The 20,913-nt window shown below is 67.2% G+C and carries 19 protein-coding genes; 15 read left to right on the top strand and 4 right to left on the bottom strand.

The window, feature by feature from the left end; genetic code table 11:
* Window positions 1-7: 7 nt before the first annotated feature.
* Both AC10QF_RS17240 and AC10QF_RS17235 read right to left on the bottom strand, forming a co-directional pair.
* Window positions 8-316: a hypothetical protein gene (locus tag AC10QF_RS17240; RefSeq protein WP_005418535.1), complete on the bottom strand. Its 309-nt coding sequence runs from the start codon at window positions 314-316 to the stop codon at window positions 8-10.
* 279 nt (window positions 317-595) lie between these two features.
* Window positions 596-2,983: a TonB-dependent receptor plug domain-containing protein gene (locus AC10QF_RS17235; protein WP_494542575.1), complete on the bottom strand. Its 2,388-nt coding sequence runs from the start codon at window positions 2,981-2,983 to the stop codon at window positions 596-598.
* A 334-nt stretch (window positions 2,984-3,317) separates the two neighbouring features.
* Between AC10QF_RS17235 and AC10QF_RS17230 the strand changes: the two genes are divergently transcribed.
* Window positions 3,318-5,183, top strand: a complete 1,866-nt coding sequence (locus AC10QF_RS17230) for an ABC-F family ATP-binding cassette domain-containing protein (RefSeq protein ID WP_111098903.1) — start codon at window positions 3,318-3,320, stop codon at window positions 5,181-5,183.
* 78 nt (window positions 5,184-5,261) lie between these two features.
* Here the strand turns inward: AC10QF_RS17230 and ampR are convergent, their stop codons facing one another.
* On the bottom strand, window positions 5,262-6,128 hold the full coding sequence (gene ampR, locus AC10QF_RS17225; protein WP_053501019.1) for a LysR family transcriptional regulator AmpR: 867 nt from the start codon (window positions 6,126-6,128) through the stop codon (window positions 5,262-5,264).
* 174 nt (window positions 6,129-6,302) lie between these two features.
* Here ampR and blaL2 point away from each other — a divergent pair, with 174 nt between their 5' ends.
* The 4 genes from blaL2 (at window position 6,303) to AC10QF_RS17205 (ending at window position 10,893) form a co-directional block, all read left to right on the top strand.
* The gene (gene blaL2, locus AC10QF_RS17220; RefSeq protein ID WP_494542574.1) at window positions 6,303-7,217 is read left to right on the top strand and encodes a L2 family extended-spectrum class A beta-lactamase; all 915 of its coding nucleotides are present in this window, start codon (window positions 6,303-6,305) and stop codon (window positions 7,215-7,217) included.
* An 84-nt stretch (window positions 7,218-7,301) separates the two neighbouring features.
* A complete protein-coding gene (locus AC10QF_RS17215) occupies window positions 7,302-8,531 on the top strand; it encodes a cation:proton antiporter (protein WP_065178906.1) in 1,230 nt (409 codons plus the stop codon).
* A gap of 104 nt (window positions 8,532-8,635) precedes the next feature.
* On the top strand, window positions 8,636-10,192 hold the full coding sequence (locus tag AC10QF_RS17210) for a glycosyltransferase family 39 protein (protein ID WP_164262864.1): 1,557 nt from the start codon (window positions 8,636-8,638) through the stop codon (window positions 10,190-10,192).
* Between the two features lie 59 nt (window positions 10,193-10,251).
* Window positions 10,252-10,893 carry a hypothetical protein gene (locus AC10QF_RS17205; protein ID WP_053501011.1) on the top strand — a complete coding sequence of 214 codons (642 nt, stop codon included), beginning with the start codon at window positions 10,252-10,254 and terminating at the stop codon, window positions 10,891-10,893.
* A gap of 133 nt (window positions 10,894-11,026) precedes the next feature.
* On the opposite strand, the gene AC10QF_RS17200 is transcribed toward AC10QF_RS17205, so the two are convergent.
* The gene (locus AC10QF_RS17200; RefSeq protein WP_494542573.1) at window positions 11,027-11,773 is read right to left on the bottom strand and encodes a DUF3011 domain-containing protein; all 747 of its coding nucleotides are present in this window, start codon (window positions 11,771-11,773) and stop codon (window positions 11,027-11,029) included.
* A 158-nt stretch (window positions 11,774-11,931) separates the two neighbouring features.
* Between AC10QF_RS17200 and aspS the strand changes: the two genes are divergently transcribed.
* From aspS to ybgC, 10 genes are all read left to right on the top strand, one after another.
* On the top strand, window positions 11,932-13,683 hold the full coding sequence (aspS, locus tag AC10QF_RS17195; RefSeq protein ID WP_069139339.1) for an aspartate--tRNA ligase: 1,752 nt from the start codon (window positions 11,932-11,934) through the stop codon (window positions 13,681-13,683).
* Window positions 13,684-13,699: 16 nt separating this feature from the next.
* Complete coding sequence (locus tag AC10QF_RS17190; RefSeq protein ID WP_005418522.1) at window positions 13,700-14,020, top strand: hypothetical protein; 321 nt, start codon at window positions 13,700-13,702, stop codon at window positions 14,018-14,020.
* Window positions 14,021-14,051: 31 nt separating this feature from the next.
* Window positions 14,052-14,573 carry a GNAT family N-acetyltransferase gene (locus tag AC10QF_RS17185; protein ID WP_005418521.1) on the top strand — a complete coding sequence of 174 codons (522 nt, stop codon included), beginning with the start codon at window positions 14,052-14,054 and terminating at the stop codon, window positions 14,571-14,573.
* 75 nt (window positions 14,574-14,648) lie between these two features.
* On the top strand, window positions 14,649-15,281 hold the full coding sequence (locus tag AC10QF_RS17180; RefSeq protein WP_032954421.1) for an esterase/lipase family protein: 633 nt from the start codon (window positions 14,649-14,651) through the stop codon (window positions 15,279-15,281).
* 175 nt (window positions 15,282-15,456) lie between these two features.
* Entirely contained in the window at window positions 15,457-16,188 is a 732-nt protein-coding gene (locus AC10QF_RS17175; RefSeq protein WP_005418519.1) for a YebC/PmpR family DNA-binding transcriptional regulator, read from the top strand.
* A gap of 105 nt (window positions 16,189-16,293) precedes the next feature.
* Window positions 16,294-16,815 carry a crossover junction endodeoxyribonuclease RuvC gene (gene ruvC, locus AC10QF_RS17170; RefSeq protein ID WP_005418518.1) on the top strand — a complete coding sequence of 174 codons (522 nt, stop codon included), beginning with the start codon at window positions 16,294-16,296 and terminating at the stop codon, window positions 16,813-16,815.
* A 13-nt stretch (window positions 16,816-16,828) separates the two neighbouring features.
* On the top strand, window positions 16,829-17,422 hold the full coding sequence (gene ruvA / locus AC10QF_RS17165) for a Holliday junction branch migration protein RuvA (protein ID WP_005418517.1): 594 nt from the start codon (window positions 16,829-16,831) through the stop codon (window positions 17,420-17,422).
* Window positions 17,423-17,471: 49 nt separating this feature from the next.
* The gene (locus tag AC10QF_RS17160) at window positions 17,472-19,391 is read left to right on the top strand and encodes a potassium transporter Kup (RefSeq protein ID WP_032954420.1); all 1,920 of its coding nucleotides are present in this window, start codon (window positions 17,472-17,474) and stop codon (window positions 19,389-19,391) included.
* A 51-nt stretch (window positions 19,392-19,442) separates the two neighbouring features.
* Complete coding sequence (gene ruvB, locus AC10QF_RS17155; RefSeq protein WP_005418515.1) at window positions 19,443-20,483, top strand: Holliday junction branch migration DNA helicase RuvB; 1,041 nt, start codon at window positions 19,443-19,445, stop codon at window positions 20,481-20,483.
* Window positions 20,473-20,904, top strand: coding sequence for a tol-pal system-associated acyl-CoA thioesterase (gene ybgC, locus AC10QF_RS17150; RefSeq protein ID WP_005418514.1), 432 nt, complete (start codon window positions 20,473-20,475; stop codon window positions 20,902-20,904). The genes ruvB and ybgC overlap by 11 nt, the downstream gene beginning before the upstream one ends.
* The last annotated feature ends 9 nt before the right edge of the window (window positions 20,905-20,913 follow it).

Below are 20,913 nucleotides of genomic sequence, written 5' to 3'. Positions count from 1 at the left end.
GATGCCCTTACGGAAAAATCTGTGTTTCGCCATCGGCGTACAGCATCACCACGCGCGGCGCCATCAAGGGAATTTCCTGACGGGCCGGGCCAGCAGGTCCGGGCTTCACGTCGCGCCGCAGCATGGTTGTGCATTGGCCGGATATGGGACAGCGATCGACAACAACTTTCATGGTGTCCCCTTCCACGACATAGCTCATCCCTGCCGCGTAATACATGCTTTCCATCGGTTCATTGAACTGGACCTGGAGCTTCGACGCGGAGAGCTGGGTGACGACGACCGGCTCAAGGCTCGATTTGGAATAGCTGGGTTTCACGTGATCTCCTGAACACCCTGACAGGGGGGCCGCCAGCGCAACCCACGCGAGCGCAGCGTACACATGGCGGCGAGTGATGCAGGCTCTCCTCACGGAGCGGCTCCTTCGTTGGTCCGCTGATTATGCACGGGACGGCCTATGAGGCGCGTGCAACAGAGCACAGCCTGGAAACCGGGTGCAGGAGCTGGCAACGGTATACGGTCAGGACCGCGCCTGCCCCGAGGTCGCCGGCGGGTGTGTGGAGCAGCGCCGGGCAGGGCACGGCGCCCCCATTACCGCTTACCAGGTGTACTTGATCCGCCCGTACACATACGCGCCGTTGAAGCCGAACGGCGAGTAGTTGCTGTACGGCAGCATGCCGAAGGTGGAGTTCTGCAGGTCTTCGGTGCGGTCCGGGTACTTGTCCAGCAGGTTGTCGGCGCCCACGGTCAGGGTCCAGTTGCTGCTCGGCTTGTAGCTGGCCGAGGCATCCACCACCCAGGCATCGCCGTAGGTCTGGTCGCGCAGCGCGGTTGCCGAGTTGCGCACGGTGAACTTGCCGTAGCGGGTTGCGGCCAGGCCCAGTTCCCAGTGGTCCGAACGCCAGGTGCCGCTCAGGATCGCCTTGTCGCGCGGGTAGCTGTCCTCGATGCGACCGATCTCATCACGGCCGATCAGCGGCTGGGTCAGGCCCAGGGTGCCGAACACCGCCGGAGTGCCGCCGACACGGCGCACTTCGGTGTCGTTGTAGCTGTAGGCGGCGGTCAGCTCCAGGCTGCTGGCGCTGAACGGCACCGTGTAGCTGGACACGAAGTCGACGCCACGGGTGCGCGTATCCAGGCCGTTGGTGAAGTACGAGAACGCAGTCACCTGCGGCAGGCCCAACCCGGCCAGCAGGGCACTGGAGGCCGCGTTGGTAGTGATGCTGGACGACAGCGCGATGCGGTCATCGATGTCGATCTGGTACGCATCGACGGTGATGTACAGGCGGTCGACCGGCTGCAGTACCAGGCCCAGGCTGTAGGAGGTGGAGGTCTCGGCCTTCAGCGGCGAGGCGCCCAGTGCCTGCGCGGCCAGGCTGGTGGTCGGGAAGGTGCCGCGCTCGACGAACACGCCGTTGAGGAACTGGCTGGTGACCGCCTGGTAGCCCTGCTGCGCCAGCGACGGTGCACGGAAGCCGCTGGAGGCGGTGGCACGCAGCGCGACCTTGTCGGTGAACGCATAGCGCGCCGACAGCTTGCCGGAGAAGCGGTCGCCGAAGTCCGAGTAGTCCTCGTAGCGGCCGGTGATGCCGGCAGAGAACTTCTCGGTCAGGTCCGCTTCCAGGCCCGCATAGACCGCGTAGTTGTGGCGGTCGGCATGCACTTCATTGGTCGGGGTGAAGCCGGCGAAGCCCTGCGCGCCGCTGCCGGTGTACGAGTTCAGTTCGCCCGGGTTCTGGTCCCACTTCTCCTTGCGGTACTCACCGCCGAAGGACAGCGTGACCGGGTAGGCAAGGCCCCAGTCCAGCGACTTGGTCAGGTCGGCGTTGAAGATGTCCTGCTGGTACTTCAGCGTGCCGTCGTAGAACGAGCGCGGGCTGGTCGCACCGAGGCTGTAGTTGATGCTGTTGCGGGTGTGGAAATCGAGGGTGTTCTCGCCGTGGTTCAGGCTCAGGTCCCAGGTCCAGCCGCTGTCGGTGTTGCCCTTGACCCCGGCCACCAGCGAGCGGTCCTTGGAATACTGGTTGATCTCCGGCACGTAGCCGTCCGGATAGGTCTGCGCCAGCAGCGCGCTCTGCCCGCTGTGGTTGCGCGAACGGTAGAACGCAAACGAGGTGATGTCGCGATTGCTGAGCAGCGCGCTGGCGTAGCCGGTCACGTGGTCGCTGAAGTCGAAGCTGGCGTTGGCCGACGCAGCAGTGGCATCCACGCGCGGGTCGCCGACGATGAAGGTCTTCTGGCCGATGCTGGGGAAGTTGCCGGTGTTCGGCGTGGTGCCGCGGTACGGGCCGGCGCGGTTGCTTTCATCCTGCTGGCTGATCTGGCCGGCCACGTGCACGCGGCCACGGCCGTTGCCGAACTCGACGCCGGTATCGCCGGAAAGCTGGTACTTGTTGCCGTCGCCGGCGGAGTACTGGCCGTAGTCCACGGCCAGGCTGCCGCCACTGCCGCTGCCCTTGAGTACGATGTTGATGACGCCGGCAATGGCGTCCGAGCCGTACTGCGCCGACGCGCCGTCGCGCAGCACTTCCACGCGCTCGATCGCGGCGATCGGGATCGCGTTGATGTCCACCGCTGACGAGCCACGACCGATGCTGCCGTTGACGTTGATCATCGCTGAGGTGTGGCGGCGCTTGCCGTTGACCAGCACCAGCACCTGGTCCGGCGACAGGCCGCGCAGTTGCGCCGGGCGCACGCCGCTGGTGCCGTCGGTCAGGGCAGGGCGCGGGAAGTTCAGTGAGGGCAGGGCGCGTGACAGGGCGGTGGCCAGTTCACTGGTGCCGGTGGACTGCAGCACTTCAGGGGTGATGATGTCGATCGGCGACTGCGATTCGGCGACGGTGCGGTCGGCCACGCGGGTGCCGGTGACGATCACGGTGTCCAGGGTATTGGCGGCGGTGCCGGCCTGCTGGGCGGCGGCGACGAACGGAGAGCCACCGAGTGCGACAGCGACGGCGGCGGCGATCAGGCTGGTCTTGCGGGTCATCGGGATGGGCTCCGGTTGGCGGGGGCGGCACCGGAATCGACATCACGGGGGTGAGGCGGACGGCGGTTGTTGCGGTGCGCAATACAGCAATTAACGGGATATTCAGTGCCTGTCAAATGCCGGTCATCGGAAAAAACGTTGCAGCAGCAACCATTTAGCCCGGACAGGCATCGGCGGGGAGGAGACCCGGGACGCGCGCGGCGAGGACGTGGGAGAGAGGAACGTCGGCCACTGCGCATCCCGGGACGCGTCAAGTATTCGTTAACGCTAGAATTGCGTCGCAGGAACAGTGCTCACCAGCACATTCCATCCGGTTATATGGACCCCTTCCCCGATGATCTCCCTTCGTAATTTCGCCTTGCGCCGCGGCGAGCGGCTGCTGTTGTCCAATGTCGACCTGACCCTGCACGCCGGTTACCGGGTAGGTGTGGTCGGCCGCAACGGTGCTGGCAAATCCAGCCTGTTCGCGGCGGTGAAGGGCGAACTGGAGGCCGACAAGGGTGACGTCGACCTGCCCGGCAAGGTCCGTATCGCCAGCGTGGCCCAGGAAACCCCGTCGCTGCCGGACCCGGCGCTGAGCTTCGTGCTGGGCGGCGATACCGAGGTGGCCGCGGTGCTGGCCGAAGAGGCCGAGGCGACCGCCCGCGAAGACTGGGAGGCGGTGGCCAACGCACACACGAAGATGGCCGAGATGGGCGCCTACGACGCCGAAGCGCGCGCCGGCAAGCTGTTGCACGGCCTTGGTTTCCCGGCCGAGACCCACCACCGCGCGGTGTCCTCGTTCTCCGGTGGCTGGCGCGTGCGCCTGAACCTGGCCCGCGCGCTGATGATGCCCAGCGACCTGCTGCTGCTCGACGAACCGACCAACCACCTCGATCTGGACGCGGTGTACTGGCTGGAACAGTGGCTGCTGAAGTACCCGGGCACCCTGCTGCTGATCTCGCATGACCGCGAGTTCCTCGACAACGTGGCCACCCACACCCTGCACCTGCACGGCGGCGGCGCCAAGCTCTACCCGGGCGGCTACACCGATTTCGAGCGCCAGCGCGCCGAACAGCTGCGCCAGCAGCAGATCGCGCACGAGAAGGAGCAGGCCGAGCGTGCCCACCTGCAGAGTTTCATCGACCGCTTCAAGGCGCAGGCCAGCAAGGCCGCGCAGGCGCAGAGCCGCATGAAGCGCCTGGCCAAGCTGGCCGGCACCGAAGCGGTGCGCGCCGAACGCGAGTTCCGCATCGAGTTCGCGCCGCCGGCCAAGCTGCCGTTTTCGCTGATCCGCCTGAATCACGTCGAGGCCGGCTATGGCCAGGACGCGGTGATCCTGCACAACGTCGGCTTCGGCCTGGAAGCGGGCCAGCGCATTGGCCTGCTCGGCCCGAACGGCGCCGGCAAGACCACCCTGGTGAAGACCCTGGTGGGTGAACTGGCGCCGATCGTCGGTGAGCGCATGGCGCACCCGGACCTGAAGATCGGCTACTTCGCCCAGCACACGGTGGAGTCGCTGCACGAAGGCCAGTCGCCGATGGAGCACTTCCGCGAGATTGCCCCTGATGCGCCGAACCAGTCGTTCCGCGATTTCCTTGGCAAGTGGAATTTCCCGGGCGACCGTGCGTTCGAGCCGGTCGATGGTTTCTCCGGTGGCGAGCGCGCGCGCCTGGCGCTGGCGCTGATCGCCTGGCAGCAGCCGAACGTGCTGCTGCTGGACGAACCGACCAACCACCTTGACCTGGAAATGCGCGAAGCGCTGGCCGAAGCGCTGGCCACCTTCGAAGGCGCGATCGTGATGGTCTCGCATGACCGCCACCTGATCGGCCTGGTCTGCGATACCTACTGGCGCGTGGCCGATGGCGTGGTCGAGCCGTTCGACGGTGACCTGGATGCCTACGCCGCGTGGCTGCGTACCCGTCCGCAGGCGCAGGGCACGAAGGCCCGCATGGAACAGGTGGAAGAGCCGGTGGTGGTCAAGACCGCCCCGGTGGCGCAGGTGGTGCAGAAGAAGCCGGTGAACCCGCACAAGCTGGCCGCCGCTGAAGCCAAGGTGGCCGAGCTGGAAGGTGCCTTGGCCGAGCTGGACCGCCAGCTGGCCGACCCGGCCAACTACGCCGATGCCACGCGCATGGCCGTGCTTGGCCGCGATCGCGAAACCGCCGCCGCGCAGCTGGAAAAGGCCGAAGCCGCCTGGATGGAACTGCTCGAGTCCTGACCGGTAGTGCCGGCCGCTGGCCGGCAGCGCGATGCGCCCACAACGATCAAGGGATTGCCGGCCAGCGGCCGGCACTGCCTACGCGCCCTGTGCCTGCAGCCACTCGCGGAAGCGCTTGGCCGGCTCGCGCTCGGCGCGCGAGCGTAGCCGCGTCAGCCAGTATCGGCCCAGCTCCAGCGTGGTGCCGAACGGCTGCAGCAGGCGGCCTTCGGCCAGTTCCTGCTCGAACATGCGCAGCGGCAGCAAAGCCACGCCGGCACCGCCGGCGGCGGCCATCGCCACCGTCAGCGAGGAATCGAACACCGGCCCACGTGCTTCCACGCCGCTGACGCCGGCCGCCTGCAGCCAGCGCGGCCATTCGTCGCTGCGATAGGAACGCAGCAACGGCAGCGTGGCCAGGTCGCGCGGCTGCTTCAGCCGCCGCGCCAATGCCGGGGCGCACAGCGGCGCGAAGGGCGCATTGAGGATCGCCGTGCAGGCCTGGCCCTGCCAGTCGCCATCACCGAAGCGGATGGCCAGATCCAGCCCCTCGCCGGCCAGGTCGATGCGGTTGTTGTGGGTCTGCAGGCGCAGCTCGATGTCCGGATGCGCGGCCTCGAATGCGGCCAGCCGTGGCAGCAGCCAACCGGTGGCGAAGGTGCCGACCACCCCCAGCGTCAGCACTTCGCGGGCGGGCCCGCCGGTGTAGCGCGCGATGCTGGCCGAGATGCGTTCGAACGATTCGTTGAGCACCGGATACAGTGCTGCGCCTTCATCGGTCAGCGCCACGCCGCGCGGCAGGCGATGGAACAGGCGGATGCCGAGCCGGTCTTCCAGACCCCGGATCTGGTGGCTCAGCGCGGCCTGGCTGACGCACAACTCGAGCGCGGCACGGGTGAAGTTCTGATGGCGGGCGGCGGCTTCAAAAGCACGCAGCGCGTTGAGCGGCAGGGTCGGGTGCAGCATCGGAAAGCCGTGAGCCAGGGTGATGGCTGATCCTACCGTTCAATAAGGAATTTCGTAAATCTCAACAAGTTGATTACGACAGGCATGAGTTCAACTTATGGCTTTCCTTGATTCTTCGCGCTGGTCGGCTGCAGGGGAAGCGCCAATAATCGAGCGGTCACCAGGAGAACCCCTATGCTCGCCCGTCGCCGATTCCTGCAGTTCAGTGGTGCTGCCGTTGCTTCCTCGCTGCTTGCCCCGGCGTTGGCGCGAGCTGTTTCCCCATCGTCCGGCATATCCGCCGCGAACGCCGCCATTGCCGGCGCCGCCGATTTCGCCGCGCTGGAGAAAGCCAGCGGTGGCCGTCTGGGCGTCACCGTGCTGAACACCGGTAACGGCCGTCGCATCGGCGGACATCGTCAGGACGAGCGCTTCCCGATGTGCAGCACGTTCAAGTCGATGCTGGTTGCCCATGTGCTGAGCCTTGCCGATGCAGGCCGCGTTTCGCTCGACACACGTGTGCCCATCGCCGAAAAGGATCTGCTGTCCTACGCCCCGGTGGCGCGCCGCCATGTGGGCAAGGACCTGACGGTGCGCGACCTGTGCCGGGGCACGCTGACCACCAGCGACAACACGGCGGCCAACCTGCTGCTGGAGGTGGTGGGCGGGCCGTCGGCGCTGACGGCATTCCTGCGCGGGCAGGGCGACCGCGTTACCCGCAATGACCGCAACGAGCCGGACGTGAATCTGTTCGCGAAGGGAGACCCGCGCGATACCACTAGCCCGGCCGCGATGGCCACCAGCTTGGCCCGCTTCGCGGTGGGCAATGGCCTGCAGCCGGCATCGCGCCAGCAGTTCACTGATTGGCTCATCGACAACCAGACCGGCGATGCCTGCCTGCGCGCCGGGCTGGGCAAGCGCTGGCGGGTGGGGGACAAGACCGGCAGCAACGGTGATGACACGCGCAACGACATTGCCGTGCTGTGGCCGCATGCGGGCGGCGCAGCGTGGGTGGTCACCGCCTATCTGCAGGGCGCGTCGGTCGATGACGATCAGCGCGCAGCGGTGCTTGCACGGGTGGGGGCGCTGGCTGACGCGATGATCGGATGAGGTAACCGGGGTCATTCGAAAATGGCTTGCCGGATCGGTTCAGCGCGCGCATCCTGCGCGCGTTCCAACCCCACGGAAGACCCCATGAGCCATGAACTGATCTACCTGTTGCTGATCTTCGCGCTGCTGGTGATCCCACGCGCGTTGCAGCGTTTCAGCCTGCCTGCCCCGTTGACCTGCCTGCTGTTCGGCATCATCGGCATGCTCTGGCTGGGGGATCAGGCACATGATGCGGTGATCGGACTGCTGGCCACCCTGGGCATTTCCTCGCTGTTCCTGTTCGCCGGCCTGGAAGTGGATCTGCAGGCGCTGCGCCGGGGTATGTGGCCGCTGCTGGCACATCTGGTCATCCGTACCGGCACGCTGTTCGGCGTCGGCTGGTTGGCCTGGCGTTACGCAGGATTGCCGTGGCAGGCCGCCGGGCTGCTGGCGTTGGCGCTGCTGACGCCCTCCACCGGTTTCATCATGGACTCGCTGTCGCGGCTGGGCCTGAGTGAGGACGAACGGTTCTGGGTGACCAGCAAGGCCATCGCCGGTGAGCTGCTGGCGCTGGCTGCCTTGTTCATCGTGCTGCAGGCCGGCGATCCGGGCCACATGGCGCTGTCCAGCCTGGCGCTGCTGGCGATGATGGTCGGCCTGCCGCTGCTGTTCATCGCGCTGGGCCGCTGGGTGGCGCCGCACGCGCCGGGTTCGGAGTTCTCGCTGCTGGTGATGGTCGGCATGGTGGCGGCCTACATCACCTACCTGCTGGGCGTGTATTACCTAGTCGGCGCGTTCATTGCCGGCCTGGTCGCGCGCCTGCTGCACCAGCGCATGCCGCTGCTGGCCTCGCACGAGAACCTGCACGCGCTGCGTCTGTTCGCCTCGTTCTTCGTGCCGTTCTACTTCTTCAACGCGGGCACCAAGGTGCCCAGCGAAGCGTTGAGCTTCGAGGCGCTGGGGCTGGGCATCGTGATCACCCTGGTGGTGCTGCCGCTGCGCATCGGCGTGGTCTGGCTGCAGCGCCGGGTGATGTTCGGCGAGAGCTTCCGCAGCAGCCTGCGGGTCTCGCTGGCGCTGGCCCCGACCCTGATCTTCACCCTGGTGCTGGCGGCGATCATGCGCGAGCGCTTCCAGATACCCGCAGTGCTGTTCGGCGCGCTGCTGCTGTACGCCGCACTGACCACGCTGCTGCCGTCGCTGGTGTTCCGCACGCCGTTCGACGTCGATCCGGTGGAGCAGGAACCGGCGGGCGAGGGCGAGGCCGCACCGGTCGCGGCCACCGAAGTCAGCCACGCCGAGCCGCCGAAGGCGCCGCTGCCACCGCTGGGCTGAGCCGCAGCCGCGTGCAGCGGCTTGCACTCCCGCGTGCCAACACAGACACTGCGCGCCCGTGAAGCGCGCCCTGCCGTGGGCGGCCACAGCCAGGAGCAACAGGCGTGACCCAGGAAAGCAACCCAGACCGCAGCCTGTTGCCGGGCAAGATCCTGTTGTGGTTTTCGGCAATCGCGCTGCTGGTCCTGCTGGGCTGCAGCTGGTCGATGCCCCCGGTCGATGCCTCCGGTTTCCGGCAGACGCAGACTGCCCTGTCGATCGACTGGTTGCTACGTGGCGGGCCCTGGCTGGACTACGTGACCCCGGTGCTGGGCGCGCCCTGGTCGATCCCCTTCGAGTTCCCGTTCTACCAGTGGCTGGCGGCGTTGCTGTCCAGCGTCACCGGCATGAGTGCCGACAACAGCGGGCGGCTGGTCTCCACCGTCTTCCATGCCGGCTGCATCTGGCTGGTCTATCGCACGCTGCTGGCATGGCGCCCTGACCGCACGCTGGCGCTGTGCGTGGCCGGCGCATTCGCCGTCTCACCGTACGCGCAGTTCTGGGGGCGCTCGGTGATGATGGAGTCCAGCGCGGTGTTCTTCGGCCTGCTCTTTGTCTGGGCGATGGCACGCCTGCGCAGCCAGCCGCGCGTGTGGGTGGGCCTGGTCGCCATCGTCGCGGCGGTGCTGTCGGCGGCCATCAAGGTCACCTCGTTCTTCGGCTTTGCCGCGTTCGTTGCGCTGGCCTTCCTGTGGCTGGCCCTGCACGAGCACGGCTGGCGCCCGCGGTGGCTGCAGCAGCATTGGCAGCTGCTGTTCTGGGGTGGTCTGTCCGCGCTTGCCGCGCTGGCCACGCTCAGCCTGTGGCTGCAGCATGCCGATGCGCTGAAGGCGCAGTCGGCGCTGGGCCGGCAGATCACCTCCGATGCACTGTCCACCTGGAATTACGGCACCCTGCAGCAGCGCCTGGATCCGGCTACCTGGTGGGGCACGGTGTTCAAGAAGCGCTTCTCCGGTGCGATCGGCTCCAACTGGATCTTCCTGGTCTTCGTCATCGCCGGGCTGTGGCAGAAGCGCACGCGCACGGCGGTGGGGATCCTGCTGCTGGCCTACCTGGCGCCGTTCCTGGTCTTCACCAACCTGCACATCGCCCATCCCTACTACCAGGCGGCCAATATCGTGTTCGCCACGTCGATCATCGGCCTGGTGCTGTGGTCGACGGTGCTGGCGGCCGAAGCGGCGGGCAAGCCGCGCCGTGGCGTTGCGCTGGCGATCTTCCTGTGCGTGCTGTCGGTGGGCTTTGGCCTGGTGAAGTCGCTGAAGGACATCAAGGAAGCGCGCGAGCCGACACCGGTTTCGCAGATCGCCGAGGCCATCCGGACCGGCACCCCGGCGCAGGGCGTGGTGGTCGCTTTCGGTCAGGACTGGTCCTCCGAGCTGCCGTATTTCTCCGGCCGCCGTGCCGTGATGATTCCGGACTGGGCATCGGACGACGTGCTCGCATCGCTGGCTGCAGATGACGCAGCACTGGGGGGACTGCCGCTGGCCGCGCTGGTCAACTGCCCCAACCAGGTGGGCAGCAGCCCCGGGCGCGTGCAATGGCTGGCCGAGATCACCCGGCGCTATGCCGCCGGTGGCCAGAAGCAGGACGTGGGCGGTTGCGAGGTCTGGCTGCACCCCTGAAGTGACGTGGCCGGTCAGCGCGGTTTGCGCGCACCGGCCCGGGTCGTTAGGGTTGGGGCATGAGACTGCCTGCCGTTGTTGCCGCTTCCGCCCTCCTGCTCAGCCTCGCTGCCTGCTCGCAGCGTTCCGATACGGTCGCCCATGATCTGGCGACCGCACCGGCCGATGCCTTCATGGCCGCCATCGCCGCGCATTGCGGCCAGGCCTTTGAAGGCCGGGTGGTGGAGGACACGCCGGCGCCGACCGGCAAGGATCCGTTCGCCGGGCAGCGCCTGGTCATGCATGTGCGCGGCTGTGCCGATCCTGCCCATGAATTGCGGATTCCCTTCCATGTGGGGGATGACCACTCGCGCACCTGGGTGCTGACCCGCACCGAAAACGGCCTGCGCCTGAAGCACGATCATCGCCATCAGGATGGCAGCGCGGATGCGATCACCCTCTATGGCGGCGACAGCACGCCACCGGGTACCGCCGAGCGCCAGCAGTTCCCGGCCGACTCCGATTCGGTGGCGATGTTCCGTCGTGCCGACATGCTGGCCTCCACGCACAACACCTGGGCGATGGAGATCGACCCCGACCAGACCTTCGTCTACGAGCTGGGCCGCCCGGACGGCCGCCGCTTCCGCGTGAAGTTCGACCTGAGCAAGCCGGTCGATCTGCCGCCGCCGCCGTGGGGTGACGACAAAGCGCCCGCACCGTGATCGCGGGGTCGGATGCCTCCTGTAAAGCGCTCCGCCCCCGAAAAGACCCCCAGTAGATCCGCGCCATGCGTGGAAGCGGGATACCTGGTCGGGTCAGAGCCGCGGCCGCTGGCCAGGGATCCGACCCCGTAACTCAACGCGTACCGAAGCGCGCCCGGCAACCGTTGCTCACCCACACCTGGCCCCGTGCGTAGCCCCAGCTGCGGCCCTCCTGGCAGGCGCTGCCGGACAGCTGCTGCTGCAGCACCGGCCGGCCCTGGCGCTCATCCCAGTCACAGTTCTGCGTGCGGTTGTTGTTGCTGCTGCAGGTGATGGAGTAGTTGCTGTTGCCGCCGCCCCAGCCACCGCCCCCGCCGCCACCCCATCCGCGAGCTTCGGCGAATTCGGCGCGGCAGCCGTTGCTGACCCACACCGCGCCGTTGCGCACCCCCCAGGTACGGCCTTCGTCGCAGGGGCTGCCGGACAGCTGGCGGACCAGGCGGGCATTGCGCCAGCCGACCGGGCAGCTGCGTTCGCGATTGTTCTGGCTCTCACAGCGGATGGTTTCGCCGGGCCGGCCGTTGTTGCCGCCCCAGCCACCGCCGTTGCCGCCGCCCCAGCCACCACGGGCCTCGACGAATTCGGCGCGGCAGCCATTGGTGACCCAGATGCTGCCATTGCGGCTGCCCCAGGTGCGGCCCTCGTCGCAGGCGCTGCCGGACAGCTGGCGGACCAGCTGCGCATTGCGCCAGCCTGTGTTGCACACGCGTTCTCGGTTGTTCTGGCTCTCGCAACGGATCACCCCGCTTTGCGCGGCGGCCGGGGCCGAGGGCAGGGCGAGCGTGGCGATGGTGCCCAGGCTCAGGGTAAGGGCCAGGCGGGCCAGGGACAGCGGATTCATGGCGGCATCCCATACGGTGGCAGGTGCCTGACTATAGGGAGGGGGATGATCAAGCCGGTGTGACTGGCCGGATTTGCCCCGGCCGGGGCCTCGGCCGCAGAATACGAGGCTTTCCGGCCCCCATCCGGTGCCGGCGTTCTCCAGCGGAGCTTCCCCCAATGCGTACCCACTTCTGCGGCCTGGTCGACGAGACCCTGATTGGCCAGACTGTCACCCTCGCCGGTTGGACCGACGTGGCCCGTAACCAGGGCGGCGTCTGCTTCATCGATCTCCGCGATCATGAAGGCATCGTGCAGGTGACCGTGGAGGTCGACAACGCCGAAGTGTTCGCCGTGGCGGCTTCGCTGGGCTACGAGGACGTGCTGCAGGTGGAGGGCGTCGTGCGCGCCCGCCACGCGGTGAACGACAAGATGCGCACCGGCAAGGTGGAAGTGATCGCCACTGCTATCACTGTGCTGAACAAGGCCGCGCCGCTGCCGTTCCACGCCCACGAGAACCCCGGCGAGGAAACCCGCCTGAAGTACCGCTACCTGGACCTGCGCCGTCCGGAAATGCAGCGCATGCAGCGCACCCGCATCAAGCTGGTGCAGGCCCTGCGCCGCCACCTGGACGAGAAGGGCTTCCAGGACATCGAGACCCCGATCCTGACCAAGGCCACCCCGGAAGGCGCGCGCGACTTCCTGGTGCCGGCGCGCATGCACCCGGGCGAGTTCTACGCCCTGCCGCAGAGCCCGCAGCTGTTCAAGCAGATCCTGATGGTGGCCGGCTTCGACCGCTACTACCAGATCGCGCGCTGCTTCCGCGACGAAGCGCTGCGTGCCGACCGCCAGCTGGAGTTCACCCAGCTGGACATGGAATTCGCCTTCGTGCGCGAGCGCGACGTGCAGGACTTCGTCGAAGACATGATCCGCGCCATCTTCAAGGAAGTGGTCGACGTCCAGCTGGATGCCAGCTTCCCGCGCATGACCTGGGCCGAGGCGATGCGCCGCTACGGTTCGGACAAGCCGGACCTGCGCATCGCGCTGGAGCTGGTCGACGTGGCTGAACTGGTCAAGGACAGCGAGTTCGCAGTGTTCACCGGCCCGGCCAACGATGCCGAAGGCCGCGTCGCCGCGCTGCGCATCCCGGGCGGTGCAGCGCTGAGCCGCAAGCAGATCGACGAGTACGCCGCGCACGCCGCCAAGTACGGCGCCAAGGGCCTGGCCTACATCAAGATCGCCGACAACGGCGAAGTCAGCTCGCCGATCCAGAAGTTCTTCAGCGAGGCCTCCTTCGCTGCGCTGGTGGCCCATGTTGGCGCCGGCAACGGCGACATCGTGTTCTTCGGTGCCGGTGGCTACAACAAGGTCTCCGACTTCATGGGCGCGCTGCGCCTGAAGGCTGGCAAGGACTTCGGCCTGATCGCCGATGGCTGGGCGCCGCTGTGGGTCACCGACTTCCCGATGTTCGAATGGGACGAGGAAGAACAGCGCTACGTCGCGCTGCATCACCCCTTCACCGCACCGGCCGTGGATGACATCGCCGATCTGCGCGCCAACGCCCGTACCGCCGTCTCGCGCGGTTACGACATGGTGCTCAACGGCAATGAAATCGGCGGCGGTTCGATCCGTATCCACCGTCCGGACATGCAGAGCGCAGTGTTCGAGCTGCTCGGCATCGGTGCCGAAGAAGCCCGCGCCAAGTTCGGCTTCCTGCTCGACGCGCTGAACTACGGCGCGCCACCGCACGGTGGCATCGCCTTTGGCATCGATCGCATCGCCGCGCTGATGGCCGGCACCGAATCGATCCGCGACGTCATCCCGTTCCCCAAGACCACCGGTGCACAGGATCTGATGACCGACGCGCCGTCGCCGATCGTCGACGCGCAGCTGGCCGAAGTGCACATCCAGGTTCGCCCCAAGACCAACTGATCAGGAGATCCAGGCAATGACCGAGTTTGCGTTTTCGCTGGAGTGGGAAAAGCTGGGCAATGAAGGCTCCGAGGCCAACCTGGTCACCGAGCGTGCACGCGTGTTCGGTGGTTGGCTGGTCCGCGTCGGTACCAACCCGGCGGCAATGGCCCTGACCTTCGTCGCCGACGGCGAAGGCCGTTGGGACGGTGAAGACTTCGGCGTCGAGGATTACGAGGACGACGAAGAGGAAGAGTACGACGAGGACGAGGAAGGCGAGGAAGAAGACGACGAGGACGAAGAAGAGTACGAGGAAGAGGACGAGGAAGAAGAAGCGGAGTCGCCTGAAAAGGCTTGACCCCCGCTTCGCCCTGGCGTCAACTTCCTGCATGTATTCGATCCGCCGCGCCACTGTGGACGATGCGCCGACCCTGTCGGCGCTGGCCGCCCGCACGTTCACCGAAACCTTCGGCCATCTGTACCCGCCGCAGGACCTGCAGGCCTTCCTGGAGGAGGCCTACACGCTCGAGCGCCAGCGCGTGATCCTGGCCCATCCCGATTACGCGGTGTGGCTGCTGGAACTGGATGGGGAGGCGGTCGGCCATGCCGCCGCCGGCCCCTGTGGCCTGCCGCATCCGGATGTGAAACCCGGTGACGGCGAACTCAAGCGCCTGTACCTGATCAAGACGCAGCAGAGCTGCGGCTGGGGCAGCCGGCTGCTGGAAACCGCGCTGGCCTGGCTGGAGCGCGAAGGCCCGCGCACGCTGTGGCTGGGCGTGTGGTCGGAGAACTTCGGCGCGCAACGCTTCTACGCCCGCTATGGTTTCGAGAAGGCCGGCGAGTACCTGTTCCCGGTTGGCGATACCAACGATCTTGAATTCATCCTGCGCCGCGCACCGCGCGCGGCCTGACGTTCACCGCCGCTTGCTGCGCGCGCGTGTTCAATCACCTCACGTTCCTGCCCCGCTGACCGCCAGGCTGTTTGCATGACTCCCCCCGTATTGCTGCTGCATGGCATCTGGAATGCCCGCGCCTGGGTCGGGCCGCTGGCCTGGCGCCTGCGCGCGCGTGGTTTCCAGGTGCATGCGTTCGGTTACTCCTCGGTGTTCGGTGGTCCCGACGTGGCGGTGCCCCAGCTGCTGGAACGGTTGGCCGACGCCGGGCCGTTGTCGCTGGTCGGCCACAGCCTGGGCGGGTTGCTGGCGCTGGAAGCGCTGCGGCGCAATCCGCAGCTGCCGGTGCAGCGGGTGGTCTGCCTGGGTTCACCGCTGCGCGGCAGTGGCACCGCACGCTCGTTGTCCGAGCACGGCTGGGGCCTGGCGCTGGGACGCAGCAGCGAGCTGCTGCTCGATGGCCTGCCGGACTGGCAGGGCAGGGCCGAGGTTGGCCTGATCGCCGGCTCGGTGCCGCATGGTCTGGGCAGCCTGTTGGGTGCCATCGACGATGCCTCCGACGGCACCGTGGCACTGGCCGAGACCCGGCTGCCGGGCCTGGCCGACCATTGCGTGGTCCGCACCAGCCACAGCGGCCTGGTGGTGTCGCCCGACGCCGCGCGGCAGACCGCGCATTTCCTGCGTCATGGCAAGTTCGACCACAGCCGCGACGCGGCGGCAGCATAGGGGCAGGGGAGGCAGGCCGCCCTGTAGAGCCGAGCCCATGCTCGGCTGCATTCCGTCGGGCCCATTGAGCCGAGCATGGGCTCGGCTCTACAACAATACGGGCCTAGACACGGTTGCAGCGCCCGATCAGGTAGAATCCGCGCCTTGATCCTGAAGCAGCCAGACGGTAGCACCCATGGGTAGAGGCCCCTCCATCGAAGCCCGCAAGAACGCGTCCGACGCGAAGCGCGGCAAGATTTTCACCAAGATCATCCGCGAGATCGGCGTTGCCGCGCGCGGCGGTGGAGGCGACCCCAACAACAATCCGCGCCTGCGCGTGGCCGTGGACAAGGGCCTGGCCGTGAACATGTCCAAGGACGTGATCGAGCGTGCCATCAAGAAGGCGACCGGTGAGCTGGAAGGCGTCGACTACGAGGAAGTCCGCTACGAGGGCTACGCCCCGGGTGGCGTGGCCGTGATCGTCGACTGCCTGACCGACAATCGCGTACGCACCGTGGCCGATGTCCGCCATGCGTTCAGCAAGTGCGGTGGCAACATGGGCACCGAGGGCTCGGTGGCCTTCATGTTCAAGCGCCTGGGCGTGCTCAGCTTCGCTGCAGGGGCCGACGAGGAAGCCATCACCGAAGCGGCCATTGAGGCCGGTGCCGATGACATCGTGGTCTACCCCGATGACGGCTCGATCGATGTGGTCACCAGCCCTGACGCGTTCAACGCGGTGAAGGATGCGATGGCCGCCGCCGGCCATGTCGCCGACCACGCCGAGATCACCTTCCGCGCGGACAACGACATCAAGGTTGAAGGCGACGTCGCCCTGCAGGTCAAGAAGCTGCTGGACATGCTCGAAGACCTGGACGACGTGCAGGACGTGTATTCCAACGCCGAACTCGGCGCCGACGCCTACGCCTGAGCCGTCTTCGACGGCCTGGGCGCGGGCCGTTGAACGGTCACCGCGGACAGTCATGAGCCCCTACGCCTGCCAGCGCATCCCGTTCCGCCCCGCCAGGAGTGCAGCATGACCCGCATCCTCGGCATCGACCCCGGTTCGCAGCGGACCGGGGTCGGCATCATCGATGTCGATGCCGCCGGCCGCGTCACCTACGTGCACCACCAGCCATTGGTGCTGCTGGGCGCCGACGACTTCCCGCAGCGCATGAAGCTGCTGGTGCTGGGCCTGGCCGACCTGTGCCGCGAGTACCAGCCGCAGGAAGTGGCCATTGAAAAGGTGTTCATGGCCCGTAATCCCGATTCGGCGCTGAAGCTGGGCCAGGCCCGGGGCGCGGCGATCTCGGCCGTGGTGCTGCGCGACCTGCCGGTGCACGAATACGCCGCCAGCGAGATCAAGCTCGCCGTGGTTGGCCGTGGTGGCGCCGAAAAGCAACAGGTTCAACACATGGTCGGGCTCATGCTCAACCTGAAAACCAAGCTGCAGGCCGACGCGGCCGACGCGTTGGCGGTGGCGATCACCCATGCCCACGTACGGGCAACGGCCAACCGCCTGGGGCTCAGTGCCCGCCAGGCGTGGGGCCGCAAATGAGGAGCTGCACGCAATGATCGGTCGACTGCGCGGCATCGTCGCCTACAAGGCGCCGCCGTGGCTGGTGGTGGACGTGAACGGGGTGGGCTACGAACTGGAGGCGCCGATGAGCACCTTCTACGACCTGCCCGAGCTCGGCCGCGAGGTCACGCTGTACACCCACTACGCGCAGAAGGAAGACAGCGTTTCGCTGTACGGCTTCCTGCGCGAGGGGGAGCGGCGCCTGTTCCGCGACGTGCAGAAGGTCAGTGGCATTGGCGCGAAGATCGCGCTGGCGGTGCTGTCCGGCGTTTCCGTCGAGGAGTTCGCGCGCATGGTCCAGGCCGGTGACATCACCGCACTGACCCGCATTCCCGGCATCGGCAAGAAGACTGCCGAGCGCATGGTGCTGGAACTGCGTGACCGTGCCGCCCAGTTCGGCGCCGGCGGCGCGCTGCCCACCGGCAGCGGCCCGGCCCCGGCCGACCCGCTGTCCGATGCCACCGTGGCCCTGCAGCAGCTGGGCTACAAGCCGGCCGAAGCGGCACGCATGGCCCGCGACGCCTTCAACGAAGGCGACGAAGTGGCCACCGTGATCCGCAAGGCGCTGCAGTCGGCGCTGCGCTGAGCCGCGTCCCTTTCCTTCAACGAACCGCCTGAGCGTCGCCAGGAGTCCCATGTCCAGCAGTCAAACCCCGCACGCAGCTGCCCCCGGCAGCCACGGTCACGCCCCTCCAGCAGGAGGCATGGCGCTGATCATCGGTGCGATCGGCGTGGTGTTCGGCGATATCGGTACCAGCCCGCTGTACACGCTGAAGGAGGCGTTCTCGCCACACTACGGGCTCAACAGCGACCACGACACCGTGCTGGGCGTGCTGTCGCTGGCGTTCTGGGCGCTGAACATCGTGGTCACGCTGAAGTACGTGACCATCATCATGCGCGCCGACAACGACGGCGAGGGCGGCATCATGGCGCTGATGGCGTTGACCCAGCGCACGCTGCGCAACGGCTCGCGCTCGGCCTACGTGGTCGGCATCCTCGGCATTTTCGGTGCCTCGCTGTTCTTCGGCGACGGCGTGATCACCCCGGCGATATCGGTGTTGGGTGCGGTGGAGGGCCTGGAGGTGGCCGCGCCGGGCCTGCATGCCTTCATCGTGCCGATCACGGTGGTGGTGCTGTTGATGGTGTTTGCGGCGCAGCGCTTCGGTACCGAGAAGATCGGCAAGGCCTTCGGCCCCATCACCTCGGTCTGGTTCATCTCGCTGGCGGCGATCGGCATCTACAACATCGTCGATGCGCCGGAAGTGCTCAAGGCGTTCAACCCCTGGTGGGCGATCCGCTTCTTCATGGAGCACAGCTGGCATGGGATCTTCATCCTCGGCGCAGTGGTGCTGGCGGTGACCGGTGGCGAGGCGCTTTACGCCGACATGGGCCACTTCGGCGCCAAACCGATCCGCCACGCCTGGTATTTCTTCGTGCTGCCGTGCCTGGTGCTGAACTACCTGGGGCAGGGCGCACTGGTGCTCAACCACCCCGAGGCGCTGAAAAACCCGTTCTTCGAGGCGGTGCCGCCGTGGGCGCTGTACCCGATGATCATCCTGGCCACCATGGCGGCGGTGATTGCCTCGCAGTCGGTCATCACCGGTGCGTTCTCGGTCTCGCGTCAGGCGATGCAGCTGGGCTACATCCCGCGCATGCGCATCAAGCACACCTCGCACGACACCATCGGCCAGATCTACATCCCAGGCATCAACTGGGGCATCGCGGTAATGGTGATCGGCCTGGTGCTGGCCTTCCGCAGCTCGTCCAACCTGGCAGTGGCCTACGGCATCTCGGTGTCGGCCACCATGCTGATCGACACCCTGCTGCTGGCCCTGGTGGCCCGGTCGCTGTGGCCGAAGGCGCGCAAGTGGATCCTGCCGCTGTGCGTGGTGTTCTTCATCATCGACCTCGGCTTCGTCATCGCCAATGGTGCCAAGCTGCTTCAGGGCGCCTGGTTCCCGGTGGTACTGGGCATCTTCCTGTTCACCATGATGCGGACCTGGCGCCGTGGCCGCGAGCTGCTGCGCGATGAGATCCGCAAGGACGGCATCCGCCTCGATACCTTCCTGCCTGGGCTGATGCTGGCACCGCCGGTGCGCGTGCCGGGCACTGCAGTGTTCCTCACCGCCGACCCGACCGTGGCCCCGCATGCGCTGATGCACAACCTCAAGCACAACAAGGTGCTGCACGAGCGCAACGTGTTCCTGCACGTGGAGACCCTGCCGATCCCGTATGCGATGGAGGGGCAGCGGCTGAAGATCGAATCGGTGGGCGACGAGTTCTACCGCGTCTACGTGCGCTTCGGCTTCATGGAGACCCCGGACGTGCCACTGGCGCTGATGCGCTCGTGCGACCACGGTGGCATCTACTTCGACCCGATGGACACCACCTTCTTCGCCAGCCGCGAAACCATCGTGGCCACCGCCAACCGCGGCATGCCGATCTGGCGCGACAAGCTGTTCGCGCTGATGCACCGGAACGCCGCGCCGGCCACGGGCTTCTTCCGCATTCCCGGCAACCGCCTGGTCGAACTCGGGGCCCAGGTCGAGATCTGAGGTCTGGTAGTGCCGGCCCCGGAATGCAACCATTTACCGCATAATCACGGTATGACCGACGACCGCATCATCGGCGCCGGCGCCACCCGCGAGGATGACGCCGCCGACGCCAGCATCCGCCCCAAGCGCCTGGCCGACTATCTTGGCCAGGCCCCGGTGCGCGAGCAGATGGAGATCTACATCGAAGCGGCCAAGGGGCGTGGCGACGCGCTCGACCACGTGCTGATCTTCGGGCCGCCCGGCCTGGGCAAGACCACGCTCAGCCACGTCATCGCCAACGAACTGGGCGTGGCCCTGCGGGTGACCTCCGGCCCGGTGATCGAGAAGGCCGGCGACCTCGCCGCGCTGCTGACCAACCTGCAGCCGCACGACGTGCTGTTCGTGGACGAGATCCACCGCCTGTCGCCGGTGGTCGAGGAAGTGCTGTACCCGGCGATGGAAGACTTCCAGATCGACATCATGATCGGTGAGGGCCCCGCGGCCCGTTCGATCAAGATCGACCTGCCGCCGTTCACCCTGATCGGTGCCACCACCCGCGCCGGCCTGCTGACCGCGCCGCTGCGCGACCGCTTCGGCATCGTCCAGCGGCTGGAGTTCTACAGCGTCGAGGAGCTGACCCGGATCGTGCGCCGCTCGGCCACCATCCTCGGCATCGACTGCACCGCCGATGGCGCCGGCGAGATCGCGCGCCGCGCGCGCGGCACCCCGCGTATCGCCAACCGCCTGCTGCGCCGCGTGCGCGACTATGCGCAGGTGAAAGCGGGCGGCCACATCGACGAGGCCGTGGCACAGGCCGCGATGAAAATGCTCAAGGTTGATCCGGAGGGCTTCGACGAGCTCGACCGGCGCCTGCTCAAGACCCTGGTCGACTACTTCGACGGCGGCCCGGTCGGCATCGAATCGCTGGCCGCGGCGCTGTCCGAAGAGCGCGGCACGCTGGAAGACGTGGTCGAGCCGTACCTGATCCAGCAGGGCTTCCTGGTGCGCACCGCGCGCGGCCGCATGGCCACCCACAAGGCCTACCGGCACATGGGCCTGAAGCCGAAGAACCCGCCGCAGGACCTGTTCGCGGAGGTTCCCGATGTCGGTTGAGCCACTATTCAGTTGGCCGACACGCATTTACTGGGAAGATACCGACGCAGGCGGCGTGGTCTACCACGCCCGCTACGTGGCCTTCATGGAACGGGCACGGACCGAATGGATGCGTGCTCTCGGCTACGGCCAGGAGCGCATGCGCGCCGAGCACGGGATGGTCTTCGCAGTGCGTTCGATGCAGATGGATTTCATCAGGCCGGCACGGCTGGATGACACCCTGCAGGTGAGCGCCCGCCTGGTCCAGCTGAAGAAGGCCAGCATGGTCTTCGACCAGCAGATCCTGCGCGACGGCGAGCTGCTGCTGTCGGCCCAGGTCCGCATCGCCGCACTGGAAGCGGCCAGTTTCCGCCCGCGTGGCATGGACGAGGCCGTCCTTGCCATGCTGCAACCCCACCTCCACCCCGAATCCGAACACTGAGGAACAACG

Source organism: Stenotrophomonas maltophilia complex sp. Om-AH-Sm3 (assembly GCF_059337855.1).
The sequence above is the reverse complement of the archived record's forward strand: the minus strand, read 5'-3'. Positions and strand labels throughout refer to the sequence as shown.